This is a genomic window from Sporosarcina sp. NCCP-2716, from assembly GCF_023707985.1.
Classification (GTDB): domain Bacteria; phylum Bacillota; class Bacilli; order Bacillales_A; family Planococcaceae; genus Sporosarcina.
On the sequence record NZ_BRCF01000007.1, the window covers coordinates 127,796 to 143,610 of the forward strand.

Consider the following 15,815-nt stretch of genomic DNA (forward strand, 5'->3'; position numbering starts at 1 on the left):
GCAACGGTGCGCTGTCCGTTCTGCGTACCTCACTTAATATACAAACCCGCCACTTCGTCCTGCTCGTTGAACGTGATAGTGAACACCCGCTTCTGTTCACTGTATTTGACGACGAGCACCGTCGTGTAGTACTCATCCTTCTTCTCGACAGATGATTTATCCACTTGCTCGTACTCACCGGACTCTTTGATAATCCCGACCACTTCGTCGAGCTGGTCTGCGGTCAGCTGCTCTTTCATCGTAGCATCGAGCATTCCATGGACACCTTCCGTATCTCCATCATTCAATAACGTCACAACCTGCTCTGCGTCCTGAATAAAGCGATCCGCGGTTTCACCTTCCACTTTCTTATCGCCGCACGCACCCAGCAGCATGACAGCCGCCAGCAGCACAACCACCCATCTCTTCATGTCCATCCATCCTTTCGTTTCAATCGAAGTGTAAACACAAATAAAACAATGGCAATCAAAGCAATCACCGACTCCGTCACCAGCAGCTGCCATTCAGGTGGAACGACCATGGGCAGAATGCCGACGAGAGCGTCCGCCAGCATATGGATAACAATCGCAGCGGCCAGGAAACGGAGCCGTCTTTCCTTCACCGACTGCAGTACGAGCAGCGACAATCCGATATGCAGCGTGATAGCAAATATCCGTTCCAGTGACCCGACTGCAAGCATTGTACCACCCGCAAACGGTGCGTCTGCCGCAAGCAGACCGACAGCGGGAATCCCGAGCAGGACGACCGCTTCCACGCCACCATGCCCCGCTCCGAAGAACACACCGGACAGCCAAGTGCGCTGCCTCATGAAAAACCGGATGGCGACAAATCGCGCGAGTTCTTCCGCAAGCGCGGCGGTCAATGCGAGGAACAAGGCAAAGGCGACCGGATGAAGCGTACTCCACATCAGGTAGCCTGTACTGTGTGCATTCAGCCAGCTCAGCAGCGGCAGCCGGATCAACAGCTGCGCTATTGTAAATGCCAGCAGCCCGAGCACGAATGGGATCCAGCACTTCTTCATCAGCGCCCATATGAACAGGACGGCAGGCAAAATCAGGCCGACCGTCACTGCAGTCAATTCTCCAGCCATATTCCGACTCCCCTTTTCAGACTCAACGTTGCGTTGGATTGGTGCACAGATATGTCAGTTGACCCGGCTCACAAAGAACGGACTGACCAAAAAAAAACGGAGGGAAACAGCACATAAGTGCCGGCAAAATAGATCTTTGCTTGCTTCATCGCCTATCCTCCCATCAGATAATCGGTCGCCCTCATTACTCTCTATACGGACCACCTGCCGTTCGGTTCCATATTTCAGGAAATCAAAAAAACGTACCTGTACATGAAACAAACGCGATTGTTCAACGACACGTGTTTGTTCGGTGCACAGGTACGCTATTTTTTCCATGTCACTTCAATCACAAAGTCCTCGTCCTCCATCCATGCTGCCGCACTGCCGCCCTGCTTCTCCGCAAGCTGACGGACAATGTGCAGGCCGAGGCCGAGCTGGCCGCCCCCACGGCTTGGATCCACACGGTAGGTGCGGTCGAAGATACGTTCGAGCTCTTCAGCATCGAAGGCGTCGGTGTCATTGACTGCGCGCAGACGCATGGTCTCTGCGTCCTCGATCAGCTCGATTGCGATATAGTTTTTGCCGTAAGCTAGCGCATTCTGGATAATGTTCACAACGATGCGACCCGCCGCTTTCCGGTCAGCGAGTGCAGGGGCCGCCGTCAGTCTGCCCATGCGCACTTCGAACCCTTTTTCTTCAAACGCTTTGTGGTACGTCAGCATCGTATCGATGATAATCTGATCGAGCGGCACGTTTTCAAGTACGGGCCCGCTGTCCAGCGAGTCAAGCTGCGACAACTCGAAGAACAGATCGACCGTCCCGACGAGATGGTCGATCTTCTTTTGGACAATCGATAAATACTCAGCTTTCTCGTCTGGCGAAACAGCGGATGAACTGAGCAGATCCGAGAAGCCTTTGATGGAAGTCAACGGCGTCCGCAGATCATGCGAGATATTCGTGATCTCCCGTTTCAGGTCGAGTTCCGCTTTCCGGCTCTGCTGCTGTTCCTGCTTGGAGGATTCGATGAGCCGGTTGACGGCCGCCGCAAAGCGGGACAGGGGCCGGCTCTGCGTGTTCGTCCGCACCCGTTCATTGGTTCCTGGATTGCTGATAATCCCGTCAAGCTGCCGGGTCATCTTCCTAAGTTCCACCTGCAGCACGAGCACCCAGCTGCACGCCGCCACCAGCAGTCCCGCAAGCACCACCACCACCGCTATCAGCCAGCCGCTCATACGCCATCCCCCTCCTTCAGTCGATCGTCTGTTTCGAAAACTTCGTGACGCCGATTACGATGGCCGCAGCCGACAAAATCACCCCCGTCACCCAGCAGGCAGCATTGAACTGTACAGTCTGACCCATGAATGCCATCATATTCTGTCCGAGGAGTGTATCCGGCGCATAGTCATAGAGCGTCCGGAACGCGTCCAGCTTCTGTGCACCGATCCGCAGCAAATACCCCGAGAACCCATAGACCACCAGCAGGACGATGAATACATACACATCCCCGACCTTCATCATCTTCATCGAATGGATGAAAAAGAACGCACTCAAAGCAATCGGCGCCATATTGCCGAGTGCCGTCAGGAAATTCCGCACCGATCCGCTGTCCGTAGCAAGCATCGTTTCACCGAGCGCAATCATGAGTGCGACACCGACGACGCTGATGATCAGGAAATAGCCGAGCGTCAGCAGCAATTTGGACCAGTAGATCGTACTCCGGCGGATGCCGAACGACACGGCGTTCTTCAAGACATCCGTATCACGGCCTGTCAGACTGGAGTTGAACAGGAAGATGACGATCAGCACGAGCACCGTACCGCCCAGCAGATTCGAATAGTAGAAGCTCGCTGTTCCATAAGGGAACGTCGGGTCGGTCCGCTGGAAGTAGGCCAATACAGCAGCCGCCGCAGCGATCAACGCCAGGCAGACAAGACTCGTCAAATGAAGCGATTTCTTCCGCAAAAGCCGGTACTGCTCACTCTTCATATAATTCATCATGCCGGCTCACCTCCGACCAACCCGAGGAAATACTCCTCAAGATTGCGTGCCTCGACTCGGAACTCGGTAACGGAAACACCATTCGTCAGCAGGAGCCGGTTAATATCCCCGCTTTGATCAATATGGTTGTGGATCGCAAGCACGCCGTCCGGCAGCACCCGGTAATCGATATCCGGATATGCCTGTTCAAGCAGCCGGGCAGCCGTCGCCGAATCATCCATCGCCACAACGAGCTGCTTGCGGCTTTTCGTCTGCAGCGTCTCCTTGCTCACGTCCTCGACGATAGCCCCGTCTTTCAGGAACACGAACCGGGTCGCAAGCATATGCAGCTCCGCCAAGATATGACTCGAGATGAAAATCGTGATCTGCTGTTCCTCATTGAGCCGTACAAGCAGATTGCGGATCTCACGGATCCCTTCCACATCGAGACCATTGATCGGCTCATCGAGTACCAGGCAGTCCGGATGGCTCAGCAGACAGAGCGCGATGCCGAGCCGCTGCTTCATGCCCATCGAATACTCCCTGAACTTCTTCCGTTTCTCATGCGCCAGGCCGACAATCCCGAGAACTTCCCGCACACGTTTCTTCTCCACGATCCCCCGCTGCAGCCGGTAATATTCCAGATTCTGCACCGCCGTGAAATTCGGGAAGAACGCGGGTGTCTCGACGAGGAATCCCATCCTCCCTCGCATCTCCCCTGCCGCATTCCCCGTCTTTCCGAACAGCCGGATCTCACCCGATGTCGGAATCAGCTGCCCCGACAGCATCTTGAAGATCGTCGATTTCCCAGCACCGTTCCGACCGATCAGCGCACAGATCTCCCCTTGCCGCAGCGTAAAATCGAGCGGCTCGATCACCTGCACGTCCTTGAACGTTTTCATCAATTGATGGGTCTGGATGACCGTCTCCATCGTCCTCACTCCTTCGCTTTCTTTTACTACTTCCAGTCTAGCAAAGGGTGTTTTAAAAACCTTTAAGCAAAACGTAAGGAAATCATAAGGATCACACCAACTTGGACAGGATCCCCTGTTTTGCGCCGGACTCCTCTCAGAGACTCCCTAGTGGTTGTACATATGCGCGCAAGCGAAACTTCCACTTGATAATCGCGCAATATTAGGGGTTACAAGAAACTACCATGACAGGAGTGTAAAGATTTTATAAACCATCCGTTTCATATTGAAACTAAGGAGGGCTTCCTATACGCTTTCAATATCGGATGTCGATAGTGAATTTCGATTAATCAAAGTCAGAAAAGAGGCAATCGAACTCTTCAAAGAAATCAAGACTAATTCAAAGAAATCAAGACTAATTCAAAGGAGGCAGCAATGAACCCTGCTAACCCTGCAAGGGGACTTAAATCACTTTTGGAAATACTCATAGTTTCGACGCGACTCGGATTCACTTCCTTCGGCGGACCGACAGCTCATTTAGGGTATTTCCATGAAGAATATGTACGAAGAAGAAAATGGATGGATGAAAAGACATATGCGGACTTAGTCGCTCTGTCGCAATTTTTGCCGGGCCCTGCCAGCAGCCAAGTGGGAATCGGTATTGGCGTTATGCGGGCGGGCGTAGCAGGAGGGATAATCTCTTTCATCGGATTCACGCTCCCCTCCGTGATTGCGCTCATCCTCTTTGCTCTACTGCTCACTGATTTCGACGTTGGAAATGCAGGTTGGCTGCACGGATTGAAAATAGTGGCAGTCGCCATCGTGGCACAAGCCATTGTCGGAATGGCCAAAAACTTGACGCCTGATTTAAAAAGAAAGGCCATCGCGCTGTTCGCTTTGCTCGCCACACTTCTTTGGCAATCCGCGTTCACTCAAGTGAGCGTCATTTTAGCAGCAGCGATTTTAGGGCTCTTTTTATTCAATAAAAACAATGAAGTGAAAGAGACTCGCACACACTTCCCGGTCACTAAAAGGATCTCGGTGATTTGCCTGTCGCTGTTCGTCGGTCTGTTATTTCTGTTGCCGGTGATCCGGGAAGTGACCGGTTCCAGCTGGGTGGCGATGTTTGACAGCTTTTACCGTTCAGGCTCATTAGTTTTCGGCGGAGGGCATGTCGTTTTGCCTCTATTGGAACAGGAACTTGTGCCGACTGGATGGATAAGCGAAGAGGCGTTCCTCGCAGGATACGGCGCGACACAAGCAGTGCCTGGTCCTCTGTTTACGTTTGCAGCCTATTTAGGAACTGTGATGAAAGGCTGGCAGGGAGGAATGGTCGCAACGCTCGCAGTTTTCTTGCCTGCCTTCCTTCTGATTGTCGGGGCATTGCCATTTTGGGATCGCTTACGTAATAACCCGAAGATCAGCGGCGCAATATTGGGCGTCAACGCAGCCGTTATCGGTATCCTGATATCTGCCTTTTACTTTCCGATCTGGACAAGTTCCATCTTGGCACCTGCTGACTTTGCGCTCGCTGCCGTTCTATTCAGCATGCTTGCCTATTGGAAACTGCCGCCTTGGATCGTTGTCGTTGCCGGAGCGGCAGGGGGATCCCTTCTGACAATCATGTAAATGACTCAGGAAGAGCGGATAGGGGATCCCTTCGCCATTAAGACAAGGGGACGGTAAACAGGATTTCTTTCCGATTCAGCTCACACGAGCATGAACCCGATCCCCCAAATCGTCTTGATATACTCCTCGGCCGTCACAGCGGCGATCTTCTTTCGGATGTTCGACATGTGGACGCTGATCGTATTATCATCGCCATAATACGGACCGGTCCAGAGGCTTTCGTAGATCTCCTTCTTCGAAAACGCGCGCTCCGGATGGCGCAGCAGCAATGTCAGTATATCGAGTTCCGCTTTCGTCAGCGACAGCGCCTGTCCGTGTAACGTCACCGCCAGCTTGTCCAAATGCAGCGCAAGATCCCGCCATTCAAGCTGCACGGACGGCGCCTGTGCCACAGCACTTTTGCGCAGCTGCACTTCGACGCGCGCCGCCACCTCCTCTTGATGGAACGGCTTTGTCATGTAGTCATCCGCCCCCATCTGCAGCACTGCCACCTTATCCGCGACACCCGCCTTCGCGGATATCACCAGGATCGGCACAGTACTGTCCCGCCGGATTTCGCGGATCAGCTCCTCCCCGCTCATTCCCGGCAGCATGAGATCGAGCAGCACCAGATCGAATGACGCGCCCTGTCCCTGCAGCCGCAGCAGCCCTTCCGTCCCCGAATACGCCGCCACAATCTCCCGGTCATCCGCCGCCAGCATAACCTGCAGCAGCCGGCTGATATCCGGATCGTCTTCGATGATCAGTATCCGTTTCTTCTTGTCCATGTTGGGTCACCTGTCTTTTGGGTTGTGTTGGTTTGAGTATACAGTAACGAGCGGGAAGAGTGGGAGGACTTGGGGAATAAAAAAACCACCCTCATCTGCTCTAATAAGCAGGCGGGATGGTTGACTCTTCTATCTTCTATATTGACACTTTCTTATGGGAATGAATCGTTATCCAATTAACAACTTCCTGAAATTCCGGACGGGTTGCACTGTCGGCCACCAGAATTACAAACCGATAGACCTCCTCGTCCTCAACGCTCAATTGGTAGCCATTAATGTCCAAGAAGGTAAAGGCCGCCAAGAAGGAGGTTCGCTTATTTCCATCTTTGAAACAATGACCACTGGCTAGTTCATACAAATAACAGGCAGCTTTCTCTTCAACGGAAGGGTACCTTTCGTGACCAAAGACGTTTGTTTTAGGCAAAGCTAATTTTGCATCCAGTTTATTCAAGTCCACACCTGGCAAACCCTCATAATCCTGCAGCGCCAGATCATGGAGCATGATGACATCCTCGACATCGAGATAATCCGGCGTCATCAGTTCTTACTAAGCTTTTCCAAAGCTTTCCCGTTTTCTTTCACTGCTTTTTCGTAGCTTGCCTTAATCATTTCTTTTCGCTTTGTGGATTCAGTTTGTTTTTTGTCTGTAGCTTGCATATTTGAATCCTCCTTTTTATTCTGCATTTGATCGACCTCCATATATGCGTTCGGTAGTATATATGGTAATCTGGTCAAAAATAGAAGAGGTTAATCAACTATACCCTATACTATCATAGTTCAATCAAACCTTCGATCTCATTTATCCTTCATTTCCAATAAATAAAGGGGGCTGCAGACTGTATTTAACAGCAGTTCACTCCTCCACATCCGTCAACTCCGCCTTCACCATCTGATATTTATTCAACTCGACCGTCTGCCCCGTCTCTGTCTCAATCTGCAGGAACACTTGCGCGACCCCACTCAGCCAGTGACTGATCGGTCCGTCGAGCCGGACACCCGGAAACTGCTCCCCATTCGCCATCGTGATCGTGTACGTATGTACTTTCTTTTTCATGTCACACACCTCCTATGCAATTAAAGATAAAAGCAGGACTGCCTGTCATCACGCCAGCTCCTCCACCAGCCGGAATCCCTTCGTCTTCAAATGGTTCATGTGGTGCTCCGCCGCGTTCACGAACTCCGAACTGTCGGCCAGGTCGAGGAACACGTCATCGAGCGCCGCCCGTTCGATGCGCGCCGACACGAGACAACCTTTCACCGGTGGCTCATCCGCCTGTCCCATGCCATACACATGGACGAGGACCTCGTCAGACGGCACGACTGCGAACAGATCACGCACCGCACTGATCAGACAGCTGCACACATAGTCCTGATACAGCGCGTGATAATTCGTTTTGCCCATCACCTTGCGCGACAGAGTCCCTTTCGCCGTGAGCGACAGCACCTCCGCAGGCACCGTGTCCTCCCCGATTATCTCGACGTACAGAACCGGACTGGCGCCGGTCAGCTGCACCCGCACCGTATTTCCGAAGGATCGGACCTCTCCAAAAGCACCAAACCGTCCGAGCGCTTCTTCCTGAGCATCCCGGTCACCCGCCAGCACACGCTCCGCAAGCCGCTGCAGCTTTTCTCGCTCTTTCACCTGCGCAGCATCCGCCGCTTCCGCATCCGTCAGCGCCTGCTCGAGCACCTGCCGTTCCGCAGCTTCCCGCCGGAACAGCCGGGACACCCATGACGGCTTGTACGCCTCAAGCGTTCGCCGTGCGATTTCCGCCTTAGGTCCATCTCCAGAAATCGCCGGGGAGTCCGCCGCGAGCGCCGCCCAATCGACAGGGGGCACCGTCTCCAGATGGACCGTCCGCAGCAGATTGACATACGCCGTATACGCCGCCACTTCTTTCAGCGCAGCCGGATCTCCCGCAGCTGTCCGGCTCGCTGCAGGACGGCTCGCACCTGTGCCGGCGGACTTCCCCGCCGGCCGCCGCTTCTTCGTCAGCTGCTCCGAATACGACAGCCCCGTCCCCGGGATGCCCACATGCGCCCGCACGCCCCGCTTGCCCACCGTCACCGAAGCGCCCCGCGGCCCGATCGACGTACTCACCCCGCTCTTGCTGATATTGACCCGCACACCCGGCGCAATCTTAATGCGCCGCTGGAACCTGAAGCCCATCATCCATGTCCCCTTTCATTGTGTTTTACAGAATTATAGCATATCGGCTAACTGGATTTGGGCGGCTGTCTTATTACGTAAATACAAACATAAAAAAAGCGTATCTGTGTACGAAACAATCGAATTCGTGGAAAAATTCATGTTAGATGGACAGAATCACGATTTTTCATATAAACAGGATTCACCACATACGTCGGCTCCGTTGAACAGAACTCGTGCCCTTGAATCACGTATAATTTCCTCGTAGAATGGGGATAGGTAGTAAAGGAAAGAAGAGCTTGAACTCCTCTCCCGTCAAGGGTATGGTTGTCAAAACTTATAGTTTGTTTTGGAAACCACTCTTATGCGTGCGACGGCGCGGGTGTCTTTCTTCTTGTTTAATAAGGTTTTCTGAAAGAGACGTGCACTGACTACGCGCGCAATCCCTGTCAGCACTTCTTTTGCAAGCTCAAGAAACAGCTCCATGTTGAACACCTCCCTTTCCACTAAGGAAGGGGAAAAGCACCAACCATGCACCCCAACTATTTCGGGCACCCTACAATTCTATCAGCCTTAACATCAAACCATACGACCAATCACAAACCTATTATTATAAAAAACCAGGGATGTCCTCCAATTATATCTGAACTTTACACCTCCCCCAAACTCCTGCCAATCATCCCCGCCTGCCCCGCTCCAATGGAACAGGTGCTAGTTGATTACATAGTTTTTATATTTTATGTAGACAAAAAAATCCTTTTCATTTTTATTCAGTGTAATGAAGAAAATATCCTCCAAGTAATTGATTCCTTTTCGAAATGCCGGCTATGCTGATTCATTGAAGTAGCCAAATGCCGATAATACCTGATTAGATGAATACTGGGCATGCACACGCAAAGGGGATACATATGAGAATGGCGATTGTTTCTCTACCGTTTTGATACGTCTCTGTCAAATCGTGAGTACCTCAGTCACTTCCTTTTTCAATTCCTCGCCTGACAGCATTTGCTGCAATCCATCTTCCATACTGGAAAATCCCAATTTTTCAGGTGGCTTGGTAAAGGAGGAGTAATACAGCATTCCAATCATCAGCTGCTGCTCTACCGCATCCATTCTTCCTCTAGATAAATACGCTAAATAGTAACGAATCAGGTCAACTGAGCCTAAATAGCAGAGAGAATGAATTCGCTTTGCAATGATATATTCATAGTCACTTTGAATTCTTCGGACACCTCTGTTTCATTTCTAAAGCAAGCATATGTCCGACCGTAATCTTTCACATAGAAATCCGAAAATGATAATTCACAGAAATGGAAAATATCTACTTTTAACGATTTCCTATTTTCTGTATAATAACAAATAGCCTAAAGTATCTTATAGAACTGCCTCCTTAGCTGTGGTTCGCAGGTTCGACTCCCACCTAGGATTTATGTAAGCCTTTTTGCAGTGTAATTTATTGCAAGTAGGGGTGGTTTCCAGGAAGATAATGTACTAGTAACTCGAATTCCAGCTAGATTTACTAGTTATAAGATGGTAATATAATACCAAGATATCTTATTATGCTATGTATTAGGAGTTTTTTAAGAACCCCTCACTTTACTGATTTCTATGTATTCGTATAAAAGAGCAATTTAAGAAACAACGTGGTATTAAATTATTGTCTAGTTTTCTGTATAACAGCAGTTGCCTATCAATTCACGTAGCCTTTATACTCGACGCCTATTCCATTTCCTGTGATTATGACCACTTGGAAACGATTTTAGGGAGGGATTCGTTTCGATTAAGAGGAAAATTTTACCAGACTGGGAGTCCTGCTATATTTATGATCACTAGGTCATGTAGCTTACCAGCAGCACGGCAACCGTACATTTTTAAGTGACACATGGCCGCCTACCTGTTCATGCAAAATCCCTAACCGGAAATATACGAAGCAGCGCTGGACAAGGTGATGCCGATTTTCCACATCTCCGATTTCTCTTTATTACCGGGCGATTTAGTTCGTAACAGTATTCAATTAAGCTTTAATCATAAGTTGGATGCGGATACAGCATTACGTGATAATCCGGAAAAGATAAAGCGTTTTAAGTGAGATTATTAAAAACTCATCCATCTATTCGTTAAAAAATCGCTTAAAGTATACAATATTAAATTAATGTCACACACATTTGCGAGGAGGAATTTTAATGTCAATGAATCGTTCATTAGAAGAAGCCGAAGTTGCTATTAATAACCCCCTAGAGATGACATTCGATTTGAATACCATTGATCATTTAGGGGTTAAACTATACAATACTTTCCCTCCAGTCATTGCAGAACTAGTATCCAATTCCTATGACGCCGAAGCTAAGAATGTAACAATTCTTATTGATTATGAAGCTAAGAAAGCAATGATACAAGACGACGGCCACGGAATGACATTAGATGAAATAAATAATGAGTTCTTAGTGATTGGAAGAAACAGAAGAACTCATAAAGAATCAGGGTGGTCAAGAAATAAGAAGAGAAAAGTTACAGGAAAAAAAGGCTTGGGCAAATTAGCAGTTTTCGGCATAACAGAGGAAATCATTATTACTTCTACAGTAGAAAATGTTAAAAATAGCTTTTTAATGAATTACGGTGTTATTAAAGAATCATCTAGTATCTATAAACCTAAACTTTTAAGCCATGAAGAAAAAGCACCCGATGAAACAAACGGAACCTTAATTGAATTAATTAATATTCACCAACAAAAAATTACACCAATCGAAAAATTAGCAGAGGGTTTGTCTTCGAGATTCCAAATTTTCGACGAAGATTTTGTAGTGAAAATTGTTGATCTCACAGAGGATAAGGAAGTCGTAGTAACCAATGAAGAATTTTTCAATAACCTCCGGACTGAGTTCATTTGGAACTTCCCCCATGATTTCAAAGAACCTATTAAGACAAACTCGGATTTGCAATGGTTAGAAGAAGAGAATGTAACTGGACAGATTATCACTGCAGAAACACCCCTTCCACAAAAACATAGCGGTATCATCATTTATGCTCGAAAAAAATTGGTTCAAGAGCGTGGATTCTTTAACGATCGTTCTAATGATTTGTTCAATACTTATGTGACTGGCTACTTTCACACCGACTTTATTGACGAATCAGACAAAGATGACATCGTAGCCACGGATAGAAAATCTATCCTTTGGGATTCTAATGACGATTTAATCAGATTAGAAAGATCATTAGATTTTATTTTGAAATACATATCCCATGAGTGGAGACAAGAACGAGCTAAAAAAAGAAGAGGCGAAATAGAAAGCTTCTTACCACCAAATTTTTATAATGACTTGTCAGGTCCAGACAGGAAAATAGTTCAAAATATTGAAAACCAATTGATTAAGAACCTTCCTACTGAGAATGATGCTAAAAAAATGGTGGCTTTGCTGAAGTCGCTCAAGAATCAATTTAAATTTGATACTTTTAAAGACTATGTTAGTGAATTGAACGATAAAGATATAACTGTAGAGAATATGCAAAAGTTAAGCCAAGACTGGGAAACTATTGAAGTGAATGAAATGGCTAAATTGGCGGTCGGTCGAATTGAAACTATTAGAAAATTCGAAAATTTTATAAAAAGCAACGCTTCGGAAACAAAATTCATACAACCATTTTTAGAAAAATTTCCGTGGATTCTAGAACCAAGGATGACAACATTCGACAGAGAGGTTACCTACAGCAAATTATTAAAAGAAAGGTTTCCTGATGCAGATTTAGAAGAACCTAATAGAAGGATAGACTTCATTTGTTCTAATACAAATGGGCATGTGATTATTATCGAATTAAAACGTCCGAATACCAAAATTACAACGAAGGAAATAAACCAAGCAGTTGATTATTCAAGCTTTTTACGTGAAAAGCGTGGGGAAGATTTAAAATCACTTAAAACATTTCTCATTAGCAATAGAGATGATTTAAATAGAACTGAGCAAACATTATATAATGCACTCTCAAAAAACGGTGACTTAGTCATAAAAACATATACAGAGTTGCTTGATCAAGCAAAAGAATATCACAAGCATTTTATTCAGTTGCAAGAAGATATTGAAAAAACAAAAGACGAATCGTTCCAATCATAAAAGATAGAATCCGAAGACTAATTTTCGGATTCTATCTTTTTTAATTCACTCGCTATCAATTTAGCCATCATGGGAGGTACCGCATTTCCAATTTGTTTGAATGCCGCCGTTCTAGAGCGTTCAAAATAGAAATCATCTGGAAACGATTGTATACGTGCTGCTTCTCTAACTGTTATTGACCGGTTTTGTTTTATATCTGGATGTATGTAATAATGTCCATCTTTCGAAATGTGAGCGACAATAGTGTGAGAAACTTCCTCAAGCTTTAGTACTTTATAGCGATCTAAAAAAGTTTTTTTATTATTATGCGTTTGAACTTCCTTTGGCAGTTCATTATATTTTATTAAACGATTTTCATTGTTCCAAACGTCTACTACATATCTATAGATTTCCAAGTCATTGTTATTGTGCGGTCTAGCAATGTGGTATGTTAGAATGTCCCAACTAGGATTTCTTATTTGTCCTAGTGCAGGAATATTTGAAATATATTTTCCTATACCATTTACATCTTCCCCTGCATGTAATTTTGGTAAATCTGAAAACAGCTCCCTTATACTTAAAGGCGATTCACTTTTGTTAAAGTGTGGATAAGAGAATTCAATCTCTTTTTTCCAACCTATAATAATAACTCTTTCCCTGTCTTGTGATACACCGAAATCTTTAGCATTTAGAATGCGATAGTCTATCTTATATCCCGCAATATTCATGTTTCTTTTAATGTTTTTAAAGACCCTTCCCTCTTGGGCGGTTAGAATTCCACGAACATTTTCGAAAACAAAAGCCTTAGGCTTATACTTTTTTAAAAACCTCATATAGTAACGATAGAAATAGTTTCTTGGATCATCCTTCATTCTGTTTGGATCTCTTGAAATACCGGCAGTAGAGTAAGCTTGGCACGGTGGTCCTCCAATAATGAATTGAATCGAATCCCCGTCTAATTGTCTATCGATTTCATTGAATATCTTTGGAATAGTACTGTTGTTTATCTCTGCCTCAATTACCTTACTTAGTACTTGTTGTGGAATTAGATTGTAAAATTCTTCTCTCGTTATTCTTCCTAATAAATAATTCTTATAAATATACAGCTGATTTTTTTCTTTGAGATAATAGTAGGCTTCCCTTGTTTTAAGAGTATCACAAGCATGATTGTCCATCTCTACATGTGCAACAATATCAAATCCTTCTTGACGAAATCCCTCGGACAATCCTCCTGCACCTGCAAAAATATCGATGACCTTCAAGTTTATTCAACTCCTCATTAAAAAGTATACCAAGTTAATTACATAAGACAATATGCAGTCAGACATATTTGGAATAAAAGTCAATCTAAACAATAGGAAGGGTATTCATGACAAGAAAAAATGACCAAGGCTAGATGGCGTCATTTGTCCAAAAACTTTGACATACTCATCCAGGCTCTGTTCATAGAAAAGGGAGAACTTATACAAGTTCTCCTCAATCACTTTCTCTATCAGCCATTCATCGATTATCCGATAGCTGTGCTGTTTTCCATATAGAAGGCATTAAGTGACTAGTTTGTTGATGAGTTGAAATGAACCTCTGGTGTATTGATGGATTGCCTCACACGCTCCCTTCAGGAGACGCGGTTTCCAGACAATGGCTTTCGTCATTTCCTCAGACAGAGAAGACCGTTTGCCTGTCTACCCTTTAATAACAAACTCTTTCGCCGTCTAGAATGGATATTCTTCGAAGTCTACAATCAACTCAGTGACTTTAGCTGGCGTGTACGTTATTTCAACTATACAGCTGATGAAATTCAACCCTACTCATATTTTCTGCTATCAAAACTGATACAGCTCGATTAATCAACTTTCCTTGTCTCCGAATGAAGGATAGCTGTCGCGAGCTGCTTCGCGGTCACCATACAGAGCGGGTGCTTGTCACTACGGAAGGGAGTGATACGTATTTGTTCGACTCGCAAGGGCGTTGCGCACCTTGTACTGGTAACATTCCGATAGCCAGACGGCCATTTGCTGTTTCAGCTCATCTAGTTTAGTACATTTATAAAATGTACATATTTCCTTTATTATTAGAGCCCCAGCTAAAGGACCTGGAAATCTTATAATTCAGCCGAGCAGGGACTCCGCCGGTACGTATTCCAGTGACTGTGCTTCCGCCACCGCTTTGTATGTGACGTGACCGTCGATCGTGTTGAGGCCCTTGCGCAATACTTCGTTGTCGCGGCATGCCTGCTTGTAGCCTTTGTTCGCGATCTGCAATGCATATGGCACCGTGACGTTCGTCAGCGCCATCGTCGATGTGCGCGGAACAGCACCCGGCATGTTGGCGACAGCGTAATGGACGACGCCGTGCTTGACGTACGTCGGATCATCGTGCGTCGTCACACGGTCGGTCGTTGCGAAGATACCGCCCTGATCGATTGCGATATCGACGAGCACGGAGCCCGGTGACATCGATTTCACCATCTCCTCGCTCACGAGTTTCGGTGCGCGGGCGCCCGGGATGAGGACGCAGCCGATGACGAGGTCCGCATCCTTGACGGAATTCGCGATGTTGAACGGGTTCGACACGAGTGTCTGGACGTCCTTGCCGAAGATCTCATCGAGCTGGCGGAGGCGTTCCACAGACAGGTCGAGGATTGTGACACGCGCGCCCATGCCGATTGCGATGCGGGCTGCGTTCGTGCCGGCCTGTCCGCCGCCGATGATCGTCACGTTACCGCGGTCAACACCCGGTACGCCGGACAGAAGGATTCCCTTGCCGCCTTCCATCTTCTCCAAGTACTGTGCACCAATCTGGGTCGCCATCCGTCCGGCCACTTCACTCATTGGAGCCAACAGCGGAAGGAGTCCGCTCGGCAGCTGGACAGTCTCGTAAGCGATTGACGTCACTTTGTTCTCGACGAGCGCCTTTGTCAGTTCCTCTTCGTGTGCCAGGTGCAGGTACGTGAACAGGATGAGCCCTTCGCGCAGGAAGCCGTATTCGGAAGCGATCGGCTCCTTCACTTTCATGACCATCTCCGCCCCCCAGGCTTCCGCAGCGGAATCGACGATCGTCGCGCCGACTTCCCGGTAGTCCTCATCCGAGAAGCTCGAGCCGACGCCTGCACCGGTTTCGATCAGCACTTCGTGGCCTGCGGTCTTCAGATTGAAGACGCCCGCTGGTGTCATCGCGACACGGTTTTCATTGTTCTTGACCTCTTTAGGTACTCCAATACGCATA

The 15,815-nt window shown here is 47.4% G+C and carries 16 protein-coding genes; 2 read left to right on the forward strand and 14 right to left on the reverse strand.

Features of this window, described 5'->3' with window-relative positions:
* Positions 1-29: 29 nt before the first annotated feature.
* The 5 genes from NFU03_RS11300 to NFU03_RS11320 form a co-directional block, all read right to left on the reverse strand.
* Positions 30-410: a DUF3887 domain-containing protein gene (locus tag NFU03_RS11300; protein WP_251638754.1), complete on the reverse strand. Its 381-nt coding sequence runs from the start codon at positions 408-410 to the stop codon at positions 30-32.
* Positions 407-1,090 (reverse strand): YhfC family glutamic-type intramembrane protease, encoded by a 684-nt coding sequence (locus NFU03_RS11305; RefSeq protein ID WP_251638756.1) that lies wholly within the window; start codon positions 1,088-1,090, stop codon positions 407-409. The genes NFU03_RS11300 and NFU03_RS11305 overlap by 4 nt, the downstream gene beginning before the upstream one ends.
* Before the next feature lie 305 nt (positions 1,091-1,395).
* Positions 1,396-2,304 (reverse strand): sensor histidine kinase, encoded by a 909-nt coding sequence (locus NFU03_RS11310; protein ID WP_251638759.1) that lies wholly within the window; start codon positions 2,302-2,304, stop codon positions 1,396-1,398.
* A 16-nt stretch (positions 2,305-2,320) separates the two neighbouring features.
* Positions 2,321-3,070, reverse strand: a complete 750-nt coding sequence (locus NFU03_RS11315) for an ABC transporter permease (RefSeq protein WP_251638761.1) — start codon at positions 3,068-3,070, stop codon at positions 2,321-2,323.
* Positions 3,067-3,981 carry an ATP-binding cassette domain-containing protein gene (locus NFU03_RS11320; RefSeq protein ID WP_251638763.1) on the reverse strand — a complete coding sequence of 305 codons (915 nt, stop codon included), beginning with the start codon at positions 3,979-3,981 and terminating at the stop codon, positions 3,067-3,069. Before NFU03_RS11320 ends, NFU03_RS11315 begins: the two co-directional genes overlap by 4 nt.
* Before the next feature lie 414 nt (positions 3,982-4,395).
* Here NFU03_RS11320 and NFU03_RS11325 point away from each other — a divergent pair, with 414 nt between their 5' ends.
* A complete protein-coding gene (locus NFU03_RS11325) occupies positions 4,396-5,589 on the forward strand; it encodes a chromate transporter (protein WP_251638764.1) in 1,194 nt (397 codons plus the stop codon).
* An 80-nt stretch (positions 5,590-5,669) separates the two neighbouring features.
* Here NFU03_RS11325 and NFU03_RS11330 read toward each other — a convergent pair whose 3' ends face one another.
* From NFU03_RS11330 to NFU03_RS11360, 7 genes are all read right to left on the reverse strand, one after another.
* Positions 5,670-6,356, reverse strand: a complete 687-nt coding sequence (locus NFU03_RS11330; RefSeq protein ID WP_251638767.1) for a response regulator transcription factor — start codon at positions 6,354-6,356, stop codon at positions 5,670-5,672.
* 136 nt (positions 6,357-6,492) lie between these two features.
* Positions 6,493-6,894, reverse strand: coding sequence for a type II toxin-antitoxin system death-on-curing family toxin (locus NFU03_RS11335; RefSeq protein ID WP_251638769.1), 402 nt, complete (start codon positions 6,892-6,894; stop codon positions 6,493-6,495).
* On the reverse strand, positions 6,894-7,040 hold the full coding sequence (locus NFU03_RS11340; protein ID WP_251638770.1) for a hypothetical protein: 147 nt from the start codon (positions 7,038-7,040) through the stop codon (positions 6,894-6,896). Before NFU03_RS11340 ends, NFU03_RS11335 begins: the two co-directional genes overlap by 1 nt.
* 169 nt (positions 7,041-7,209) lie before the next feature.
* On the reverse strand, positions 7,210-7,410 hold the full coding sequence (locus NFU03_RS11345) for a hypothetical protein (protein WP_251638772.1): 201 nt from the start codon (positions 7,408-7,410) through the stop codon (positions 7,210-7,212).
* A gap of 48 nt (positions 7,411-7,458) precedes the next feature.
* Positions 7,459-8,526 carry a DUF4236 domain-containing protein gene (locus NFU03_RS11350; protein WP_251638774.1) on the reverse strand — a complete coding sequence of 356 codons (1,068 nt, stop codon included), beginning with the start codon at positions 8,524-8,526 and terminating at the stop codon, positions 7,459-7,461.
* Positions 8,527-8,835: 309 nt separating this feature from the next.
* Positions 8,836-8,991 (reverse strand): hypothetical protein, encoded by a 156-nt coding sequence (locus NFU03_RS11355; RefSeq protein WP_251638775.1) that lies wholly within the window; start codon positions 8,989-8,991, stop codon positions 8,836-8,838.
* A 465-nt stretch (positions 8,992-9,456) separates the two neighbouring features.
* A complete protein-coding gene (locus NFU03_RS11360) occupies positions 9,457-9,618 on the reverse strand; it encodes a hypothetical protein (protein ID WP_251638776.1) in 162 nt (53 codons plus the stop codon).
* Positions 9,619-10,688: 1,070 nt separating this feature from the next.
* Here NFU03_RS11360 and NFU03_RS11365 point away from each other — a divergent pair.
* A complete protein-coding gene (locus NFU03_RS11365; RefSeq protein ID WP_251638777.1) occupies positions 10,689-12,611 on the forward strand; it encodes a Shedu anti-phage system protein SduA domain-containing protein in 1,923 nt (640 codons plus the stop codon).
* Between the two features lie 17 nt (positions 12,612-12,628).
* Here the strand turns inward: NFU03_RS11365 and NFU03_RS11370 are convergent, their stop codons facing one another.
* Together NFU03_RS11370 and ald are read right to left on the reverse strand one after the other, a co-directional pair.
* Positions 12,629-13,852, reverse strand: a complete 1,224-nt coding sequence (locus tag NFU03_RS11370; protein ID WP_251638778.1) for a DNA cytosine methyltransferase — start codon at positions 13,850-13,852, stop codon at positions 12,629-12,631.
* 846 nt (positions 13,853-14,698) lie between these two features.
* The gene (gene ald, locus NFU03_RS11375) at positions 14,699-15,814 is read right to left on the reverse strand and encodes an alanine dehydrogenase (protein WP_251638779.1); all 1,116 of its coding nucleotides are present in this window, start codon (positions 15,812-15,814) and stop codon (positions 14,699-14,701) included.
* Position 15,815 lies beyond the last annotated feature (1 nt).

Bases quoted from the DNA above. Each gene is read 5' to 3' on its own strand.
- NFU03_RS11320 (WP_251638763.1), bottom strand. From the start codon at position 3,981: ATGGAGACGGTCATCCAGACCCATCAATTGATGAAAACGTTCAAGGAC.
- NFU03_RS11305 (WP_251638756.1), bottom strand. From the start codon at position 1,090: ATGGCTGGAGAATTGACTGCAGTGACGGTCGGCCTGATTTTGCCTGCC.
- NFU03_RS11300 (WP_251638754.1), bottom strand. From the start codon at position 410: ATGAAGAGATGGGTGGTTGTGCTGCTGGCGGCTGTCATGCTGCTGGGT.
- NFU03_RS11335 (WP_251638769.1), bottom strand. From the start codon at position 6,894: ATGACGCCGGATTATCTCGATGTCGAGGATGTCATCATGCTCCATGAT.
- NFU03_RS11325 (WP_251638764.1), top strand. From the start codon at position 4,396: ATGAACCCTGCTAACCCTGCAAGGGGACTTAAATCACTTTTGGAAATA.
- NFU03_RS11330 (WP_251638767.1), bottom strand. From the start codon at position 6,356: ATGGACAAGAAGAAACGGATACTGATCATCGAAGACGATCCGGATATC.
- NFU03_RS11365 (WP_251638777.1), top strand. From the start codon at position 10,689: ATGTCAATGAATCGTTCATTAGAAGAAGCCGAAGTTGCTATTAATAAC.
- NFU03_RS11315 (WP_251638761.1), bottom strand. From the start codon at position 3,070: ATGATGAATTATATGAAGAGTGAGCAGTACCGGCTTTTGCGGAAGAAA.
- ald (WP_251638779.1), bottom strand. From the start codon at position 15,814: ATGCGTATTGGAGTACCTAAAGAGGTCAAGAACAATGAAAACCGTGTC.
- NFU03_RS11355 (WP_251638775.1), bottom strand. From the start codon at position 8,991: ATGGAGCTGTTTCTTGAGCTTGCAAAAGAAGTGCTGACAGGGATTGCG.
- NFU03_RS11340 (WP_251638770.1), bottom strand. From the start codon at position 7,040: ATGCAGAATAAAAAGGAGGATTCAAATATGCAAGCTACAGACAAAAAA.
- NFU03_RS11360 (WP_251638776.1), bottom strand. From the start codon at position 9,618: ATGGATGCGGTAGAGCAGCAGCTGATGATTGGAATGCTGTATTACTCC.
- NFU03_RS11350 (WP_251638774.1), bottom strand. From the start codon at position 8,526: ATGGGCTTCAGGTTCCAGCGGCGCATTAAGATTGCGCCGGGTGTGCGG.
- NFU03_RS11310 (WP_251638759.1), bottom strand. From the start codon at position 2,304: ATGAGCGGCTGGCTGATAGCGGTGGTGGTGGTGCTTGCGGGACTGCTG.
- NFU03_RS11345 (WP_251638772.1), bottom strand. From the start codon at position 7,410: ATGAAAAAGAAAGTACATACGTACACGATCACGATGGCGAATGGGGAG.